The following is an 18,437-nucleotide window of genomic DNA, read 5'->3' as shown; positions in this document are numbered from 1 at the left end:
CATCGACGCTACTTTTCCTCATGCCCGTCAATGTGTTTCACGTGGAACATCCTCTACGAAGCGAGGACGCGTAAGGGAATCGGCTTTTTGGGGTTTTTTGTTGGAGCGCAGCGCGGCCTTCGTGGCTCTCAATATCGGCGTTCATTTTTGAAAAGGCCAGAAGCCTTGATACGGCCGTCGCTCCAATGAAGCTGTATCGGCTTGCGTGGCCTACCGCCAGACTCGACGTATCAGGGTAGTGATATGCCTTCTCAATGTTGCAGGCCGGGCAGTGTTCCACGTGAAACAGCCTTTCTCCCCCAGACTTTGCCACGCGCTATCGCACCCATGTCCAGCGCGTTCGCACGATTTAGCGAGTTTATGCAGCGTACATCCCGTCGCGAAACGCTGTCTTCAGCTCTCAGCGGACGGCGGGCTGCAGAGAATGGCACGTTTGAGGTTCCGGTGAACTGTTGAACGACGTAGAGTCGACCTAAGTCGTTGTTTCACGTGAAACATCGAGCGGCCGTCGGCTGCGAGAGCAGGGAACCACAGCCGATGAATGAAGGCAGGGGGCTAACAGTATTTCTCCGCGCGCGCTGAGACGTTCTCCTCAGTCTAGCCAGGTGAAGTGTTGCTGCCCGGGGTTCTGTGCATAAGCGGACATCTTGCGCTCGGCTTAGCAGGATACGGACTAGGGCAGCCAAATGGACTTGGGATGCCCCGAACAGAACCTACTCGCGGGACCAGGGGTGTGATGTGAGTGTTGCGCCTAGAGCCGGACGCAGTTGGCAACGGCCTCTCTAATGCTCCAGAGTCAGCGATCTCCGATTTCCGCAGCGGGGGGCGGCGGCGTGTAGCGGGGGCTAACCGGGGATGGGATGTTCCACGTGAAACTTCGCAGCGACCCGAATTCGGGTACGTGCAAAACTAGCGACGTGTGGTCGAGCGCGTTTGCCAGACAGGGCGCACGGTGGAACAGCAGGATTGCTTGGACTAGAGGGTCGGGCGTCCGACTATTGGACGGTCAATTGTCATCGATCATTCAGGTCAGTGGCCGCGGGGAAGGGCGGGCCGAGTCATTCCTCTGGTGCCCCGGGATGTTTCACGTGAAACATCGGCCAGGTCATTCCCATTGGCCTTCGAAGCTCGCGCTTGGGCGACACCTGCTGCAGCCGAGCTTGCTGAGACCACTCCCCACGCCGCCGACATCATAAGAGAGACCACACTCGACTCGCTCCTAATTCAGAGCGCCTCGGTCGAGCTACTCTCGATAGCCGTCCCTGTTCCACGTGAAACGTGTTATCGACTGGAACCTCGTACTCAGTCGACAAACGACTCAGGTGTTTCACGTGGAACACGCCGATAATCACCGGCAGATGCCGATATCCTGGGCTACCCAACGCTACGGACCACAGCTACCCCGAGCCACCACGCTCCACATCACATAAAACAACCAGCCCGCATGTTTCACGTGAAACATGCAACCCCTGCCTCTATAATGAGCGCCGATCGCTCTCTTCTTTACCTCCCCCCATCATGGACTATCCCCGCGAATTCGATGTCATCGTCGTCGGTGGCGGCCACGCCGGCACCGAGGCGGCACTGGCTGCTGCCCGTACCGGTGCGCAGACGCTGCTGCTCACGCACAACATCGAGACCCTTGGCCAAATGTCTTGCAATCCGTCCATCGGCGGAATCGGCAAGGGTCACCTCGTCAAAGAGGTGGACGCGCTGGGCGGGGCAATGGCTCTGGCAACCGACGAGGCCGGCATCCAGTTCCGCATCTTGAACGGATCGAAAGGTCCGGCCGTTCGCGCAACGCGGGCGCAGGCTGATCGTGTCCTGTACCGCAAAGCCATCCGCGGACGCCTCGAGAATCAACCGAACCTCTGGTTGTTCCAGCAGGCTGTCGAAGACCTGATGGTGGAGGGTGATCGTGTCGTCGGCGCCGTCACGCAAGTTGGGCTGAAGTTCCGTGCCAAGACGGTAGTGCTGACCGCCGGTACGTTTTTGAATGGTCTGATCCACGTGGGCCTGCAGAACTACTCGGGTGGTCGCGCTGGTGATCCACCCGCGATTTCGTTGGGCCAGCGCTTGAAGGAACTGCAGCTTCCCCAAGGCCGCCTCAAAACCGGCACGCCGCCGCGCATCGATGGACGCACGATCAACTACGCCATCCTGGAAGAACAGCCCGGCGACTTGGACCCGGTCCCCGTGTTCTCGTACATGGGCAACGTGGCCATGCACCCGCGCCAGCTGCCGTGCTGGATCACCCATACCAACGCGCGCACCCACGACATCATCCGTGGCGGCCTCGATCGGTCGCCGATGTATAGCGGCGTCATCGAAGGCGTGGGTCCTCGCTATTGCCCGTCCATCGAAGACAAGATCCATCGGTTTGCCGACAAGCAGTCGCACCAGGTCTTCCTGGAACCGGAAGGACTGGACACGCACGAGGTCTATCCCAACGGCGTGTCGACCAGCCTGCCGTTCGATGTGCAGCTGGATCTGATCCATTCGCTGCCCGGTCTTGAGAATGCCCACATCATGCGGCCCGGCTACGCCATCGAATACGACTACTTTGATCCACGTGGACTTAAGAGCACACTGGAAACCAAGGCCATTGAAGGGCTTTACTTCGCCGGGCAGATCAACGGCACCACCGGCTACGAAGAAGCCGCGGCCCAGGGGCTGCTGGCTGGCGTCAATGCCGCACTGAAATCTCAGGACCGCGAGCAGTGGACCCCGCGCCGCGACGAAGCGTACCTTGGTGTGCTCGTCGATGATCTGGTCACGCGCGGCGTGACCGAGCCGTACCGCATGTTCACGTCTCGCGCCGAATACCGCCTCAGCCTGCGCGAAGATAATGCCGATCTGCGCCTGACCGAAATCGGCCGCCAGCTCGGTATTGTCGACAATGCGCGGTGGGATGCGTTCAACCGTAAGCGCGACGCAGTCGCTGCCGAAGTCGAACGCCTGAAGTCTTCGTGGGTCAATCCGCGTCTGCTGCCGGCCGAGGTGGCTGAACCGCTGCTTGGCAAGGCGATTGAACGTGAGTACTCACTAGCAGATCTGTTGAAACGGCCGAACGTGACCTACGAAGCCTTGATGGCCGCCCAGAACGCGGACGGCACGTTGCTGGCCGGCCCGGGCGTTGTCGACGACGACGTGCTCTCGGAGCAGGTCGAGATCCAGGTCAAGTACGCCGGCTATATCGCGCGCCAGCAGGACGAAGTGCAAAAGCACATCGCCCATGAACAGCAGCCGATCCCGGCGGACGTCGACTACGACGCCGTGACCAGCCTGTCCTTCGAAGTGCGCCAGAAACTCAAGACGCATCGTCCGGAAACGATCGGCCAGGCCGCGCGCATTTCCGGCGTCACGCCGGCTGCCATTTCGCTCCTGCTCATTCACCTGAAGCGCCTGCATTACGGCTCGCGCAAGCAAGCGGCATGAGCGCGCCCGCCAATCAGGCCGGCATCGACATGGCCGGCCGACTCACTCGCGCATGCGAGCAGCTGGGCGTGACCGCCGATGACGGCGCCATCGCCAAGCTGCTCAATTACCTGGCGCAGATGCAGCGCTGGAATCGCACGTACAACCTGACAGCCATCCGCGATCCGCAGCAGATGCTTGTGCAGCATCTGTTCGATAGCCTTGCGGCCGTAAAGCCCTTTAGCGAGGCGCTGGCTGCACCCGATGCGCCGGCCAAGGTCTACGACGTCGGCTCGGGCGGCGGGCTGCCTGGCGTCGTTCTGGCCATTATGCGGCCCCAGTGGTCCGTGACCTGCGTTGACGCCGTTGAAAAGAAGACCGCGTTCGTGCGTCAGATGAGCGGCGCGTTGGGTCTGCCCAACCTGCAATCGCAGCATGCGCGCATCGAAACGATCGATCCTGCCGGGTGCAACATCGTGACGTCGCGAGCGTTTGCATCATTGGATGATTTTGCGCAACTCGCGGGTCGCCACGTAGCCAAGAATGGTACCCTCGTCGCCATGAAGGGCAAGCTCCCCGAAGAAGAAATCCAGGCGCTGCACGCGCGCGGGGAATGGCAAGTCGACCATATTCAGCCGCTCCAGGTCCCGGAGCTGCAAGCAGAACGCTGCCTGATCTGGATGCGCCGCAGTCAAGGAACCCTATGAAGAACATACCCCCCAGCACATCCGCCCGCGTCTTCTGCATTGCCAATCAAAAGGGCGGAGTGGGCAAGACGACGACCGCCATCAATCTGGCGGCGGGCCTTGCCACGCACAATCAGCGCGTGCTGCTGGTGGACCTGGACCCGCAGGGCAATGCCACGATGGGTAGCGGCATCGACAAGAATTCGCTGGAATCCAACCTGTACCAGGTGTTGATCGGCGAATCCTCCATTGAACAGTCACGCGTGAAGTCGGAGTCCGGCGGTTACGACGTGCTGCCCGCTAACCGTGAACTATCCGGCGCCGAGATCGATCTGGTGCAGATGGAACAGCGCGAGCGCCAACTGAAGGCCGCCATCGACACCGTCGCGACCCAGTACGACTTCGTGCTCATCGACTGCCCGCCCACGTTGTCCCTGCTTACCCTCAACGGTCTGGCTGCCGCGCACGGCGTCATCATTCCGATGCAGTGCGAATACTTCGCGCTCGAAGGCTTGTCAGATCTGGTCAACACCATCAAGCGCGTGCATCGAAACATCAACGACGACCTGCGCGTCATCGGCTTGCTGCGCGTGATGTTCGACCCGCGCATGACGCTGCAACAGCAGGTGTCCGCGCAACTCGAATCGCACTTCGGCGACAAGGTTTTCAAGACCGTCGTGCCGCGCAACGTGCGTCTGGCCGAAGCACCCAGTTACGGGATGCCGGGCGTTGTGTATGACCGTGCGTCACGCGGCGCGCAGGCCTACATTTCATTCGGCGCCGAAATGATAGAGCGCGTCAGGAAGGACCTGAACTAGCCGTCCCCCATGTCCGACGCCGCGCTCTTTTTTCCGCCCCAGACAGCCCTCTCCACGCCGCCCGCCGACGTGCGCGATGCGCTGCGCGTGCGGCTGGAAGACGCGGCGCTCAATGCCACCGCCGTCGGCGCGCAGGTGATCTATGATGGCTGGCTGGTGCGTTTCGCCCAATCGCCGGCCAAGCGGGTACGCAGCGTCAATGTGCTGGGGTTATCCACACGTCCTTTGGATGAGCGGCTGGCGTATTGTTCATCGTTGTATGCGCGCCAGGGTTTGCCCATGGTGCTGCGCATCACCTCCATCGGCCCCGATTTTTCGCTCGACGCCGACCTGGAGGCCCGCGGCTATATCTATACCGGTGAGACTCGCGTCATGAGCACGCCGCTCGCTCCGCGCGCAAGCGTCAGGAGCGATCTGCATTTCAGCATGGTCGATGCCGAGCGCTTCGCGGCGGCGGTCGGGGCGCTGCGCGGCTCGTCAGCCGCGCACATCGAAGAACATCAGACTCGCCTGCAAGGCCTGGCTGTGGATAAGCAGCCGGTGCTTGCCACCGACGCGGCAGGGCAGGTGGTTGTCGCGGGCATGGCCGTGCGCGAAGGCGACCTGCTCGGCCTGTTCGACATCGTTACCCATCCTGGACATCGGCGCAAAGGCTACGCCGCCGTCCTGATGGAGCATTTGCTGGCCGAAGGGGCCGCCGGCGGCGCCAGGACGGCCTACCTGCAGGTCGAGCCGGAAAACACCGCGGCGCGGACGCTGTACGCCCGCTACGGATTCAAAGACTGTTACGCGTATTGGTACCGCCTGCCCGCCGAGCAGGCGGACACCTGAGCCTGGCGCTCAGGATACAAAGACAGAAGGAAAGAGGATTTAATTATGGCCACCAAGAAACCCAAGGGATTGGGTCGCGGACTGGACGCCTTGCTGGGCGCCGATGCGCCCGCCATCGACAACATCGGCAAGGCTGTCGCCAAGCCCGAGGGTCCGCCGTCCACCCTGCCCATCTCGAAGATGCGCGCCGGCAAGTATCAGCCGCGCACGCGCATGGACGAGGGGGCCCTGGGCGAGCTGGCCGAATCGATTCGCACGCAGGGCATCATGCAGCCGATTCTCGTGCGTGCGTTGGGCGACGCGCCCGGGCATTACGAGATCATCGCGGGTGAACGGCGCTTTCGCGCGGCGCAGCTTGCCGGCCTGAAGGAAGTGCCGGTGCTGGTGCGCGAGGTCGCCGACGAAAACGCGGCCGTCATGGCGCTGATCGAAAACATCCAGCGCGAAGACCTGAACCCGCTGGAAGAAGCGCACGGCGTGCGCCGTCTGCTCGACGAGTTCGGCCTGACGCACGAGCAGGCCGCGCAGGCCATCGGCCGGTCGCGCTCCGCCACCAGCAATCTGCTGCGTCTATTGAACCTGGCCGCGCCCGTGCAGACCATGCTGCTGGCCGGCGACGTCGATATGGGCCATGCCCGCGCGCTGCTCGCCGTCGACGCGGCTACGCAGATCCAGCTTGCCAACCTCATCATCGCGCGCCGCCTGTCGGTGCGCGAAGCTGAAAAGCTCGTCGCCAAGACCGCCAAGGAGGCCGAAGCGTCGGCCTCGCCCAAGAAGAAAACCAACGGCGTGTCGCGCGACCTGACGCGTCTCGAAGAAGCACTTTCCGACCACCTGGGCACGCGCGTCGCGCTGAAAGTGGGCGCCAAGGAAAAGGGGCAGATCGTCATTGATTTCCACGGCTGGGAGCACCTGAACTCGCTCCTCGAACGCCAAGGCCTTTCCGGAGCCGTGGATGCCTGAACGCGCATTGCCCGTCATTGCGGTGCTCGCAACGGGCGGCACGATCGCAGGGGCCCAGGCCGACGCCACGTCCGCGGGCTACAAAGCCGGCACGTTTTCCGTGAACGATCTGCTTGGTGCGGTGCCGCAGCTTGCCGGCATCGCCGAAATCCGCGCCGAACAAGTGGCCAACGTCGGCAGCCAGAACATGACGCACGACGTCTGGCGCACACTGGCGCAGCGCGTGGACACGCTTTGCCAGGACCCCTCGGTGGCAGGCATCGTCATCACCCACGGCACGGACACGCTCGAGGAAACCGCGTATTTCCTCAGCCTGGTCAACCGCCATGACAAGACTGTCGTGCTGGTCGGCGCGATGCGTCCGGCCACGGCGCTTGGCGCCGAAGGCCCGGCCAACCTGTACAACGCGGTGGCGCTGGCGCGTCACCCCGACGCGCGCGGCCGCGGGCCGCTCGTCGTCATGAACGAAGACATCCACTACGCCCGCGAAATCCAGAAGATCGCCAGCGCGGGTCTGTGCGCCTTCTCGTCGCCCAATCGCGGCCGCGCCGGCGTCATGCACGGCGGCGTGCCCAACTTCTATTCGCGCAACGCCACCACGTTCGGCGAGCAAAGCGAGTTTTCACTCGCATTGCTGGAAAAGACCGGCTGGCCGCGTGTCGACATCGTCTACGCGTACGCCAACCTGCAGGCCGATCTGATCGATTTTCTAGCCAGCGCGGCTGACGGCATCGTGCTGGCGGGCGTGGGCGATGGCAACGCCACCGACCTGGCCATCGAAGGCCTGCGCCGGGCGGCGGACGATGGCGTGGCGGTCGTGCGATCCAGCCGCACCGGCAGCGGGTTCGTGGCGCGCGATGTCGAAGTCGACGACGCCGCCTTGGGTTTTGTCGCGGCGCGCGACCTGAACCCCCAGAAGGCGCGCATCCTGCTGATGCTCGCCCTGACGGTCACGCGCGATCCGGCTGCCCTGCAGCAGATCTTCGACCGTTACTGAACCATGGACCGCGGCGGCTAGGCCGTCGCGGCGCCTTGCTGCGCAAGCCCCAGGTTGGTCCGCAGCATGTCGTACACCTGCCGCGTCAGCGGATTGATGAGATCACGCCTTATCCACAGGAAGTACGTCACATCCGGCAGCGGTGGCAGTCCTTCCTTCTCTCCCAGCACCCGCATCTCCGGCCCCAGCAGTTCCACGCTGCGCGCCGTCACCCCCAGGCCCGCGCGTAGCGCCGCCTTGATCCCCACCAGATTCGGCGCCACGTAGTTCGTGTGCCAGCGCACCTGCGCCTGCTCCAGTGCATTGAGCGCCAGCCGGCGGAAGATGCTGGGCTCGTCCGCCAGCACCAGGGGTACGGGTGAGTGGGCATCGTGCACGTAATCTGCGGACGCCAACCATACCGTCGGCGACGTGCGCAACGCCACGCCCTCGAAGTCCTGGTCAAAGCGCGTCGAAATAGTCAGATCGATTTCACCGGCGCGCAGCGCATCCATCAGAAACGGACTGCGATCCACCCGGATCTCCAGTTTCACGCGGGGTGCGACGCGTGCGATGTGCGTCAGCAGCGTCGGCAGGATCGTGTCCGCCACGTCCAGCGGTGCACCCAATCGTAGATCGCCTTCCAACGGCCCGGCCTGCAACGCCCGCAACGCTTCGTCATTGATGGCCAGCATGTGCCGCGCGTATTCGACCAGCCGCCGGCCGTGGGAAGACAGCACCTTGTTGCGGCCCTGCTTTTCAAATAGGGGCAGGCCGATCATGGACTCGAGCCGCTGCATCTGCTGCGTGATGGCCGACTGCGTCTTGTGCAGCCGGTTGGCGGCTTCCGAGAATGTTTCATGCTGGGCGATTGCCGTCAGCGTGCGCAGCAGGTCAAGGTCAAGGTTCCGCATCAGGGCGTTGAAAACGGGTTCAGGGATAACCCGACACATTAGCAGCCCTAATGGAATGTTCAAGCAATTTAAATTGTTGACGCGTGAACCGGGCGATACAGTGAGTGCAATAACTCATGAAACAAGAGGGAACGTCGACGTGAGCACTGCACATCCTCAACAGGCCGGCATCGATAGCGCGGTCGAAAATATTAAAAAAACTGTAGGAAATAAGGGCCTGAACCGCGACAGCCTGCAATCTGTCCTGGACGAGCTGGTTGCCCTGGCCGGCAACACCGCCTGGTGGGGCGCCGACCGCTATCCGCCGCCTGAAGGCGACGAACGCCAGGCCCGTTACCTCATCGCCGAGGACGCCGACAAGAGCTACGCGCTTTATCTGAACGTGATGCGCCCCGGCAAGAAGATCGTGCCGCACAACCACACCACCTGGGCGTGTATCGCCGCGGTCGAGGGCGTGGAATACAACTACGTGTACGACCGCATCGACGACGGCTCGCAACCCGGCGTCGGCAAGCTGGAAAAGGTCGACACCGTCGTCGTCGGCCCCGGCAGCGGCATCGCCTTGATGCCCGACGACATCCACGCCGTGGAGATCCAGGGCGACAGCGTCATCCGCCACCTGCACATGTACGGGCGCGCGCTGGAAACTTTGGACCAACGCCTGGGCTTCGATCTGGAGACCGGCACCTGCAAGATCATGCCCATCGGCGTGCAGACGCGGCGCTGATCATGAGCAAACCCTTCCGGTCTGCAACGCGCCTGCTGCGCGCGGGACGTCCTCATCAAGGCTGGGTCAATACCCCGGTCACGCGCGCCAGCACATATGTCTTTGACAGTGTGCAGGCGTGGCGCGAGACGCGGGCGCGCCGCGAACAGGAGCGCCTGCCATCCTACGGCGCGCGCGGCACCGACAGCACGCACGCATTGGAAGATGCGCTGATCGAACTGGAAGAGGGCTATCGCGCCAAGCTGTACCCCACGGGGCAGGCCGCGATCGCCACTGTGCTGCTCGCCTATCTTCGCGCGGGCGATCACGTGCTGCTGACCGATGCCGTGTACGAGCCGGTGCGCCGGTTCTGCGCCGAACACCTGACGCGCCTGGGCATCGAATTCACGTACTACCGCCCCGACGGCCAGGGCATCGAGCCGCTGATCCGGCCCAATACCCGCATGATCTACGCCGAGTCGCCGGGGTCCCTGACGTACGAGATGCCGGACCTCACCGAGTTATCCACAACTGCAAAAAAACACGGCTGCTGGCTGGCTGTGGATAACACGTGGGCGTCCGGTTTGCTGCAAAAACCGCTCGCATTGGGCGCCGACATTTCCATCCTGGCCGCCACCAAATACCTCGGCGGCCACGCCGACGTGATGATGGGCGCGGTCATCACCAACGATCGTGCCTGGCGTGCACTGGAACGCGCAACGATCGACTTTGGCCAGACGGTTGGGGCCGACGACGCTTACCTGGTGCTGCGCGGCATGCGCACGCTGCCGTTGCGCATGGCGCAGCACGCGCGCAGCGCGCTGCAGATCTCGCAGTGGTTGCAGGCGCGGCCCGAAGTCTCGCGCGTCTTGAATCCCGCCTTGCCGGGCGATCCCTCGCACGCTATCTGGCGGCGCGATTGCATTGGCGCCAATGGCCTCCTGACGATCGAACTTTCCGACGCCTACACCGAGGCCGACGCCGAAAGGCTTATCGACAGCCTTCAGCTCTTTGGCATCGGCGCATCGTGGGGCGGCTTCGAAAGCCTGGTGATTCCGGTCTTTCTGCAGAACTCGCGATCGCTTCCCGGCTATCAGGCCAGCGGTCCCATGCTGCGCCTGCATATCGGCCTGGAAGATCCTGACGACCTCATCGCCGACCTGGAACGCGGTCTTGCCGCGCTGACCCAACCCCTTCGCTCCCTCCGAATCTCATGATGCAGTCCTCTCACGACCAACAAGCCGCCAGCGTCGATTCGCATACGCTCAAGCAGTGGCTGCACGATGGCGGCGAGATCGCGCTGCTGGACGTGCGCGAACATGGCCAGTATGGCGAGTCCCATCTCTTCTACGCCGCGCCGGTGCCGTACAGCAGGCTCGAAATCGACATCGTGCGTCTTGCGCCGCGTCGTGGCGTGCGCGTTGTCGTCTACGACAACGGCGGCGATGACGACACCGCGGCGCGTGCTGCGCGCGCACTGGCCGCGTTGGGCTACACCAACGTGCACCGATTGGCGGGCGGGCTGGCGCAGTGGCAGCGTGATGGCTACGCGGCATTCGCGGGCGTCAACGTGCCCAGCAAGACCTTCGGCGAACTGGCCGAAGAGGTTTTCCACACCCCCCGCATCGGCGCCCGCGAACTGGCCGAACGTCAACGCCGCGGCGACGACCTGATCGTGCTGGACGGCCGTCCGTTTGCGGAATACCAGAAGATGAGCATTCCGGGCGGCATCTGCTGCCCCAACGGCGAACTGGCGCTGCGCGCTCATACGCTCGCGACGCGCCCGGACACCACTATCGTGATCAACTGCGCCGGCCGCACCCGCAGCATCATCGGCGCGCAGACGCTGATCAACCTTGGCGTTCCCAATCCCGTCTACGCGCTCGAAAACGGCACGCAGGGCTGGTATCTGGAGGACTTGCAGCTCGAGCACGGCGCGCGCCGCCGTTATGCCGACGACATTTCGCAAGACGACGTTCCGGCGCTGGCGCAGCGCTCCGCGCAGCTTGCCCGGCGTCATGGCGTGCCGTCGGCAAACGCGGCGCAGGTACAGACCTGGCTAGGCGATTCGGCGCGCACGACGTTTCTGTGCGATGTGCGCAGCGCCGAGGAATTCGCCCAGGGTTCGCTGCCGGGTGCGCAGCACGCACCGGGCGGCCAGCTTATCCAGGCGACGGACCAATACATCGCCGTGCGCGGCGCACGCATCGTCGTGTTCGATGCGGAAGGCGTGCGCGCCCCTGTTGTCGCGAGCTGGTTGCGGCAGATGGGCTGGGACGCTTGCACGCTCGACGAAGGAAGCGGCGCGACGCTGCCGAACGACGTGGCCGCGGCGCCGATGCCGGCGATCACGGTATTGTCCGATGCGCAACTTGCGGATGCGCTGGCGCAGGGCGCGCAGGCGATCGATATCCGCCCCAGCATGCGGCACCGGGCGCGCCACGTCGCCGGCGCGCGCTGGTCGATCCGGCCGCGTCTGGAACGGCTGACTCTCGATCCCGCACGTCCCGTCATCCTGCTGGCCGAGGACGCCGCACTGGCGGCCTGGGCGGCGAACGATCTTCGCGTATTGGGCGTTTCAGACGTCAAGGCGAACACGGGCACGCCCGAAAGCTGGACCGCGCAAGGGATTGCGCTGGAGTCCACGCCCGCCGACCCACCCGACAGCGACTGCATCGACTACCTCTTTTTCGTGCATGACCGCCACGACGGCAACAAAGCGGCGGCGCGCCAGTACCTGGCCTGGGAAACCAACCTCGTCAAGCAGATCGACGAGCGGGAACGTGCCACCTACCGGTTCCCCGGGGCTCCGGCCGGCTGACGCCCGCCGCCGCGCCGACACGCGCGGCGATACCCACGCTTCAACCTGATCAGTACGCCCCGGCGGCCTTTGCCGGCGGGGTGCGGACGGTTCATGGCGAACCGGAATGCAAAGGACGGCCGAGTATCCGGCCGCCAACTCAAGGGGAAATCCAGATGAAGCAACACGCATTGCACGCTTGCAAGACCGCCGCCGCCGCGATGGCCGGCCTGTTGTGGGGCGTCACGGCGCACGCGCAGGCGCCAGCGCCGTTGGCGGACTATCCGAAGCAGGCCATCACCGTGGTCTCGCCGTTTCCTCCCGGCGGCGGCAACGACGGCGTTGCGCGTCTGATCGCGCAGGAACTGGGCGCCATCACGGGCCAGAGCGTGGTGGTCGAGAACCGTTCTGGGGCGGGCGGCAACGTCGGCACCGCGCAGGTCTCGCGCGCCAAGCCCGACGGCTACACCCTCGTGATGTCGCAGACCAGCGTCATGGCCGTCAATCCGCGCTTGTACAAGAATGTGGGCTTCGATCCGCTCAAGGACTTCGTGCCGATCTCGCAGATCACCTCGGCGCCGCTCGTGCTCGTGTCGCGCGCGGACGGGCCGTACAAGACGCTGGACGCCTATCTGGCAGCGGCACGCAAGCAGCCGGGTGTCATTACGTATGCCACGCCCGGCAACGGCACGATGAGCCACCTGATGGGCGCGCTGGTGTCCAAGAAGGCCGACGTCAAGCTGGTGCACGTGCCGTACCGCGGCGCCGCGCCCGCCGTGACGGATCTCCTGGGCGGTACCGTCGACATGCTGATCACGTCACCTGCATCGGCCGAGCCTATGGTGGCCGCCGGAAAACTGCAGATCCTCGCCATGAGCCATGGCGACGGCGTCGGCGTGTTCAAGCGCGCACCCACGTTGAAGCAGGCCGGACTTGAAGGCATCACCGCCGACGACTGGTACGGCCTCTTCGCACCCGCCGGCACGCCGCCCGAGCGCGTTGCGTACCTGGCGCAGGCCGTGGACCGCGCCATGAAGTCGCCCGCCGTGATCGCCAAGATCAACAGCGGCGGAAGCCAACCCGTCGGCAGCGCGCCGGACGCCTTCAAGAGCCGGCTGCAGCAGGACACCGCGTACTGGGCCGAAATGGTGAAGACGGCGGGCGTGTCGCTGGACTGAACGCGTTTGCGCACCCTAGGGAAACCACGGGGAGCGGCGTGTGTGTGCAGGGCGAGCCAGCGGGATGCCGTTCAATCACAGGGCAGGGCACGTTTGCCAACATGTGGCATCGTGACTAGACTGGAAAAACGTGCAGTCCCGCGCAACGCTTCAGCCACAAGGTGAACAAGCATGCACGCACTAGGGGTAGCAACGCTGGAAGACGCAGAGCGGCTGGTCCAATCCAGCCCGCTCTCGCATATCAAGGTGGGCCTGTCCGACGTCGACGGCGTCATGCTGGGCAAGTACCTGCGGCGCGACAAGTTTCTGGGCGCCTTGCGATCCGGCCTCGCGTTTTGCGACGTGGTCCTTGGATGGGACCTCGACGACCAGCTCTACGACAACACCCGCTACACCGGCTGGCACACGGCATACCCCGATGCAAAAATGCGGATCGTGCCGCAGAGCGCGCGCCGGCTTCCTTTGGAGCAAGGCCCCGGCGGCGAGGACATGCTGCTGTTCCTGGCCGAATTCGAAGGCGATGCCGCCGCCATCTGTCCGCGCCGTCTGCTGCACCGCGTGATCGATCGCGCCGCGGACATGGGCTATGACGTCTACGCCGCACTGGAGTACGAGTTCTTCATGTTCCGCGAGACGCCGCACTCGGTCCGCGCCAAGCACTACCGCAACATGGAGAATTGGACGCCGGGCAATTTCGGATACTCGGTGCTGCGCAGCACGGTCGAGGGAGACTTCTACCGCAAGCTGCTCGACCTGTGCGAACGCATGGACATGCCCATCGAAGGCCTGCACACCGAAACCGGCCCGGGCGTGCTGGAAGCGGCGCTTGCTGTGGACCGGGCGGCGGCCGCGGCCGACAAGGCATTTCTGTTCAAGACCTTCACCAAGGCGCTCGCGCAGCAGAACGGCCTGATGGCCACCTTCATGGCGAAGTGGTCGCACGAGCATCCCGGACAGAGCGGCCACATCCATCTGTCGCTGCGCCACCACGACACGGATCGATCGGCCTTCTTCGACGAGTCGCAGCCGCATGGCGTCAGCAGCACGCAGGCCGCCTTCATGGCGGGTGTGCAGCACTATCTGCCCGAGTTCACCGCGTTGTACGCGCAGACCATCAACAGCTATTCGCGCCTGGTGCCCGGCTACTGGGCCCCGCTGGACGCCACCTGGGGCATGGAAAACAGGACGACGGCGCTGCGGCTCATTCCGGGCAGCGACAAATCGCAGCGCGTCGAAGTGCGCATCGGCTCGGCCGACGCCAATCCCTATCTGGCCCTGGCCGCGGCGCTGGCGTCCGGGTTGCACGGCATCGAACAGGGACTGACGCCCGAGCCGATGGTGCAGGGCAACGCCTACACGCAGGAGTTTCCGGCGCATCTGCATCTGCCCACCACCTTGTGGGAGGCCGCGCAGCGTCTACGTGGATCCGAGGCGGCGCGCCTGCTGTTCGGCGACGCGTTCGTCGAGCACTATGCCGCGACGCGCGAGTGGGAAGAGCGGCAGTTCCGGCGCCATGTGACCGATTGGGAGTTGGCGCGCTACTTCGAAATCATCTGAACTGTTCATCGCCACCAGGGCCGCCATGACCGACGAACTGATCACCATCAGCCCAATAGACGGACGCGAGGTCGTCCGCCGCGCATATGCCAGCGATGCGCAGATCGCGCAGGCGCTGGCCAACGCACAGGGCGCGCAGCCGGAATGGCACGCGCTCGGCATCACCGCGCGGGGGCGCATCGTCGAGGCCGCCGTGGCGCATTTCGTGGCGGCCAAGGATGAGATCGCGCGCGCCATCACCATCCAGATGGGCCGCCCGTTGCGCCACGCGCCCGGCGAGGTGGACGGCTTTGCGGCCCGGGCGCGCCACATGATCGGCATCGCGGAAACAGCGCTCGCACCCATCGCCGCGCCCGCGCAAGCCGGCTTCACACGTTTCATCAGCCGCGAGCCCATCGGCGTGGCGCTCACCATCGCGCCGTGGAACTATCCCTTGCTGACCGCGGTGAACAGCATCGTGCCCGCGTTGATGGCGGGCAACACCGTCATCCTCAAGCATTCGGACCAGACGCCGCTGTGCGCGGAACTCATCGATCGCGCGTTTCGAGACGCGGGGGCGCCGAGAGGCGTCTTTCAATACCTGCACGCCAGCCACGACATCACCCAGCGGCTGATCCGCGCTCCCGAGATCGGCCATGTGTCCTTTACCGGCTCGGTGCGGGGAGGGCGCGTCGTCGAGGAAAGCGCGGCGGGCCGCTTCATCGGCGTCGGGCTGGAGCTGGGCGGAAACGATCCGGCCTATGTGCGAGAAGACGCCGACCTTGACGCGGCGGCAGAGTCTTTGGTCGACGGCGCTTTCTTCAATGCCGGCCAGTCCTGTTGCGGCATCCAGCGCATTTACGTGGCGCGCGGCGTACATGACGCGTTTGTCGAGCGCGCTGTTGCCTTGACGCACCGCTACGTGCTGGGCAATCCGCTGCAGCCGGACACGACGCTTGGTCCCGTTGTGCGTGCCCGCGCGGCGGCAGAGATTCTCGACGTCATCGAACAGGCGGTCAGTTCAGGTGCGGTAAATCTGATTGATCACTCGCATTTCAAAAATGCGAGTGAAGGCTCATCTATGAGCAAAAGCTCGTGTTATGTGGCGCCCGCTTTACTGACTCAGGTTGACCACCGGATGCGCATCATGAGCGACGAGTGCTTTGGTCCGGTGGTTGGCATCATGCCGGTCGACAGCGACGATCAAGCCATCGCGCTGATGAACGACAGTCCGTATGGATTGACCGCCGCGGCCTATACGCAGGACGAAGCCGCCGCGCTGCGTATCGGCAGGCAGCTGCGCACCGGCACGTTCTTCATGAACCGCTGCGACTACCTCGATCCGGCGCTGGCGTGGACGGGCGTCAAACAATCGGGACGGGGCGTGTCCTTGTCGGCCGTCGGATACGAACAGCTCACGCAGCCCAAGTCTTTTCATCTGCGCAGCCTCTGACGCCGCGCCATCAGGATTCGCATCATGACCGTCCCCGCCGTCAACTGGAACTATCCCACCAACATCAAGTCAGGCCCCGGGCGCATCAAGGAGCTTGCGGGCTATTGCCGCGAGCTCGGCATGACACGCCCATTGCTCGTGACGGATCCGGGGCTCGCTGCGTTGCCCATGGTTCGCGACGCGGTAAGCGCGTGCCGCGATGCGGGGCTGAATTGCGCGGTGTTCCACGACATCAAGGGCAATCCGACCGGTCGCAACGTCGATGACGGCGTGGCTGCGTTCAGGCGAGGGCAACATGATGGTGTGATCGCATTCGGCGGCGGCTCCGCGCTTGATGCGGCAAAGGCCATTGCATTGATGGCCGTGCAGGACCGGCCCCTATGGGACTTCGAAGACATCGGCGACAACTACCTGCGCGTCAATGCCGCTGCCATGGCGCCCGTCGTGGCCGTGCCCACCACCGCGGGCACGGGCTCCGAAGTCGGGCGCGCCTCCGTCATCACCGATGAGGTCGCGCAAGTAAAGCGCATCATCTTCCACGCCCGCATGCTGCCGTCCATCGTGATCCTGGACGCCGAACTCACGGTCGGCCTGCCGCCGAAAATCACGGCTGCCACGGGCATGGATGCGCTATCGCACAATCTCGAGGCCTATTGTTCGCCGGTCTTTCATCCCATGGCGGCCGGCATCGCACTCGAAGGCATGCGCCTCATCAAGGAGTATCTGCCGCAGGCCGTCGCCGATGGCGCCGACCTGCAGGCGCGTCAGCAGATGCTTACCGCCTCATGTATGGGCGCCACCGCGTTTCAGCGCGGCCTGGGCGCGATGCACGCGCTCGCACATCCGCTCGGCGCGCTGTATGACGCACACCACGGGATGCTCAACGCCATCCTCATGCCTTATGTCTTGAAAGCCAACGAGCATGCGGTCGCGCCGCGTCTTGAAGCGCTCGCTCGCTACCTCGGCCTGCCGCAGCAGGGACCCGGGGCGGTGCTTGAGTGGGTGCTGGGGCTGCGCCAGGCAGTCGGCATCCCCCACACGCTGGCGGAAATCGGCTTGGACGATGCCCAGGCGGAGCGGGTAGGGCGCATGGCGAGCCAGGATCCGTCCGCCGGAACCAACCCGGTAAATTTCTCCGCAGAAAAATATTCTCAGCTTTTCCGTGCAGCAATTCGCGGAAACCTGTAAGCTTCGCCCCCTCTGCGCGGAAACGCGGCGGAGGTGGAACTGAAATTTTGAATTTTTCGTCCGAATGGTTTGACAGCGGATTTGAAAGTGTTCATAATCTCAAGTTCTCCGCTGGAGGGGTGCCCGAGTGGTTAAAGGGGGCAGACTGTAAATCTGTTGGCCTTGCGCCTACGTTGGTTCGAATCCAACCTCCTCCACCAGAGACCCATACCTAAATCCAGGCGCGGTTTGCCTGGATTTGCAATGTAAGGCCCGAAAAAATGGGCGGCCTTCGCAAAGAAGGCGGCAAAGTTTTAAGGGCCTACGTTTCGAAGGGTTGGGAAGCGAGAAGGTGAAAGGGTTTGCCGCGGGTGTAGCTCAATGGTAGAGCAGAAGCCTTCCAAGCTTACGACGAGGGTTCGATTCCCTTCACCCGCTCCAAGATTTTTAAATGCCCATGTGGCTCAGTGGTAGAGCACTCCCTTGGTAAGGGAGAGGTCGCGCGTTCGATCCGCGCCATGGGCACCACAAATTCCAAATTCTTTTCTTCAGTCAGAAGCGCAATCCAGGTCAGGAGTCAGCCATGGCAAAAGGCAAGTTTGAACGTACCAAGCCGCACGTGAACGTGGGTACGATTGGTCACGTTGACCACGGCAAAACGACGTTGACGGCGGCGATCACGACCGTTCTGTCGACCAAGTTCGGCGGCGAAGCCAAGGGCTACGACCAGATCGATGCAGCTCCTGAAGAAAAGGCCCGCGGCATCACGATCAACACGGCCCACGTCGAGTACGAAACGGAAACGCGTCACTACGCGCACGTTGACTGCCCGGGCCACGCTGACTACGTCAAGAACATGATCACGGGCGCCGCCCAGATGGACGGCGCGATCCTGGTCGTGTCGGCCGCTGACGGCCCCATGCCGCAAACGCGTGAGCACATCCTGCTGAGCCGCCAGGTTGGCGTGCCGTACATCATCGTCTTCCTGAACA

At 63.9% G+C, this 18,437-nt stretch carries 15 protein-coding genes and 3 tRNA genes; 17 read left to right on the top strand and 1 reads right to left on the bottom strand.

The features are described 5' to 3' along the window. Positions 1-1,518 precede the first annotated feature (1,518 nt). The 6 genes from mnmG to MHZ91_RS22800 are packed head-to-tail and all read left to right on the top strand — an operon-like array spanning position 1,519 to position 7,712. Complete coding sequence (gene mnmG / locus MHZ91_RS22825) at positions 1,519-3,438, top strand: tRNA uridine-5-carboxymethylaminomethyl(34) synthesis enzyme MnmG (RefSeq protein WP_175124864.1); 1,920 nt, start codon at positions 1,519-1,521, stop codon at positions 3,436-3,438. Then, positions 3,435-4,124 carry a 16S rRNA (guanine(527)-N(7))-methyltransferase RsmG gene (rsmG, locus tag MHZ91_RS22820; protein WP_175124808.1) on the top strand — a complete coding sequence of 230 codons (690 nt, stop codon included), beginning with the start codon at positions 3,435-3,437 and terminating at the stop codon, positions 4,122-4,124. The genes mnmG and rsmG overlap by 4 nt, the downstream gene beginning before the upstream one ends. Then, on the top strand, positions 4,121-4,921 hold the full coding sequence (locus MHZ91_RS22815; protein ID WP_105241282.1) for a ParA family protein: 801 nt from the start codon (positions 4,121-4,123) through the stop codon (positions 4,919-4,921). The genes rsmG and MHZ91_RS22815 overlap by 4 nt, the downstream gene beginning before the upstream one ends. A gap of 9 nt (positions 4,922-4,930) precedes the next feature. Then, positions 4,931-5,752 (top strand): N-acetyltransferase, encoded by an 822-nt coding sequence (locus tag MHZ91_RS22810; RefSeq protein ID WP_239215835.1) that lies wholly within the window; start codon positions 4,931-4,933, stop codon positions 5,750-5,752. Between the two features lie 45 nt (positions 5,753-5,797). After that, complete coding sequence (locus MHZ91_RS22805) at positions 5,798-6,715, top strand: ParB/RepB/Spo0J family partition protein (RefSeq protein WP_062839279.1); 918 nt, start codon at positions 5,798-5,800, stop codon at positions 6,713-6,715. Next, positions 6,708-7,712, top strand: a complete 1,005-nt coding sequence (locus MHZ91_RS22800) for an asparaginase (RefSeq protein WP_175124806.1) — start codon at positions 6,708-6,710, stop codon at positions 7,710-7,712. Before MHZ91_RS22805 ends, MHZ91_RS22800 begins: the two co-directional genes overlap by 8 nt. 17 nt (positions 7,713-7,729) lie before the next feature. Here MHZ91_RS22800 and MHZ91_RS22795 read toward each other — a convergent pair whose 3' ends face one another. Next, the gene (locus MHZ91_RS22795; RefSeq protein ID WP_175124805.1) at positions 7,730-8,605 is read right to left on the bottom strand and encodes a LysR substrate-binding domain-containing protein; all 876 of its coding nucleotides are present in this window, start codon (positions 8,603-8,605) and stop codon (positions 7,730-7,732) included. 139 nt (positions 8,606-8,744) lie between these two features. Here MHZ91_RS22795 and MHZ91_RS22790 point away from each other — a divergent pair, with 139 nt between their 5' ends. The 11 genes from MHZ91_RS22790 to MHZ91_RS22740 all read left to right on the top strand — a co-directional run. Continuing rightward, positions 8,745-9,332 (top strand): cysteine dioxygenase family protein, encoded by a 588-nt coding sequence (locus MHZ91_RS22790; RefSeq protein WP_239215833.1) that lies wholly within the window; start codon positions 8,745-8,747, stop codon positions 9,330-9,332. 2 nt (positions 9,333-9,334) lie between these two features. After that, entirely contained in the window at positions 9,335-10,528 is a 1,194-nt protein-coding gene (gene metC / locus MHZ91_RS22785) for a cystathionine beta-lyase (RefSeq protein WP_239215831.1), read from the top strand. Next, positions 10,528-12,132, top strand: a complete 1,605-nt coding sequence (locus tag MHZ91_RS22780) for a rhodanese-like domain-containing protein (protein WP_239215874.1) — start codon at positions 10,528-10,530, stop codon at positions 12,130-12,132. The genes metC and MHZ91_RS22780 overlap by 1 nt, the downstream gene beginning before the upstream one ends. 155 nt (positions 12,133-12,287) lie before the next feature. Further along, the gene (locus MHZ91_RS22775) at positions 12,288-13,289 is read left to right on the top strand and encodes a tripartite tricarboxylate transporter substrate binding protein (RefSeq protein WP_175124802.1); all 1,002 of its coding nucleotides are present in this window, start codon (positions 12,288-12,290) and stop codon (positions 13,287-13,289) included. Positions 13,290-13,460: 171 nt separating this feature from the next. Further along, positions 13,461-14,846, top strand: a complete 1,386-nt coding sequence (locus MHZ91_RS22770; RefSeq protein WP_239215829.1) for a glutamine synthetase family protein — start codon at positions 13,461-13,463, stop codon at positions 14,844-14,846. Positions 14,847-14,871: 25 nt separating this feature from the next. Further along, complete coding sequence (locus tag MHZ91_RS22765; protein ID WP_239215828.1) at positions 14,872-16,278, top strand: aldehyde dehydrogenase family protein; 1,407 nt, start codon at positions 14,872-14,874, stop codon at positions 16,276-16,278. Between the two features lie 24 nt (positions 16,279-16,302). Then, on the top strand, positions 16,303-17,466 hold the full coding sequence (locus MHZ91_RS22760) for an iron-containing alcohol dehydrogenase (RefSeq protein WP_239215827.1): 1,164 nt from the start codon (positions 16,303-16,305) through the stop codon (positions 17,464-17,466). 113 nt (positions 17,467-17,579) lie between these two features. Further along, positions 17,580-17,666 (top strand) — tRNA-Tyr (locus tag MHZ91_RS22755). Between the two features lie 146 nt (positions 17,667-17,812). After that, positions 17,813-17,886: transfer RNA gene (locus MHZ91_RS22750), tRNA-Gly, on the top strand. 12 nt (positions 17,887-17,898) lie between these two features. Continuing rightward, positions 17,899-17,973 (top strand) — tRNA-Thr (locus MHZ91_RS22745). A gap of 55 nt (positions 17,974-18,028) precedes the next feature. Continuing rightward, positions 18,029-18,437, top strand: a 409-nt coding sequence (locus MHZ91_RS22740; protein WP_239215826.1) for a GTP-binding protein, incomplete at its 3' end; no start/stop codon positions are given.

It is taken from the genome of Achromobacter sp. ACRQX (assembly GCF_022346505.1).
GTDB classification, from domain to species: Bacteria; Pseudomonadota; Gammaproteobacteria; order Burkholderiales; family Burkholderiaceae_B; genus Achromobacter; species Achromobacter animicus.
The sequence above is the reverse complement of the archived record's forward strand: the minus strand, read 5'-3'. Positions and strand labels throughout refer to the sequence as shown.

Bases quoted from the DNA above. Each gene is read 5' to 3' on its own strand.
- mnmG (WP_175124864.1), top strand. From the start codon at position 1,519: ATGGACTATCCCCGCGAATTCGATGTCATCGTCGTCGGTGGCGGCCAC.
- rsmG (WP_175124808.1), top strand. From the start codon at position 3,435: ATGAGCGCGCCCGCCAATCAGGCCGGCATCGACATGGCCGGCCGACTC.
- MHZ91_RS22815 (WP_105241282.1), top strand. From the start codon at position 4,121: ATGAAGAACATACCCCCCAGCACATCCGCCCGCGTCTTCTGCATTGCC.
- MHZ91_RS22810 (WP_239215835.1), top strand. From the start codon at position 4,931: ATGTCCGACGCCGCGCTCTTTTTTCCGCCCCAGACAGCCCTCTCCACG.
- MHZ91_RS22805 (WP_062839279.1), top strand. From the start codon at position 5,798: ATGGCCACCAAGAAACCCAAGGGATTGGGTCGCGGACTGGACGCCTTG.
- MHZ91_RS22800 (WP_175124806.1), top strand. From the start codon at position 6,708: ATGCCTGAACGCGCATTGCCCGTCATTGCGGTGCTCGCAACGGGCGGC.
- MHZ91_RS22795 (WP_175124805.1), bottom strand. From the start codon at position 8,605: ATGCGGAACCTTGACCTTGACCTGCTGCGCACGCTGACGGCAATCGCC.
- metC (WP_239215831.1), top strand. From the start codon at position 9,335: ATGAGCAAACCCTTCCGGTCTGCAACGCGCCTGCTGCGCGCGGGACGT.
- MHZ91_RS22780 (WP_239215874.1), top strand. From the start codon at position 10,528: ATGCAGTCCTCTCACGACCAACAAGCCGCCAGCGTCGATTCGCATACG.
- MHZ91_RS22775 (WP_175124802.1), top strand. From the start codon at position 12,288: ATGAAGCAACACGCATTGCACGCTTGCAAGACCGCCGCCGCCGCGATG.
- MHZ91_RS22770 (WP_239215829.1), top strand. From the start codon at position 13,461: ATGCACGCACTAGGGGTAGCAACGCTGGAAGACGCAGAGCGGCTGGTC.
- MHZ91_RS22765 (WP_239215828.1), top strand. From the start codon at position 14,872: ATGACCGACGAACTGATCACCATCAGCCCAATAGACGGACGCGAGGTC.
- MHZ91_RS22760 (WP_239215827.1), top strand. From the start codon at position 16,303: ATGACCGTCCCCGCCGTCAACTGGAACTATCCCACCAACATCAAGTCA.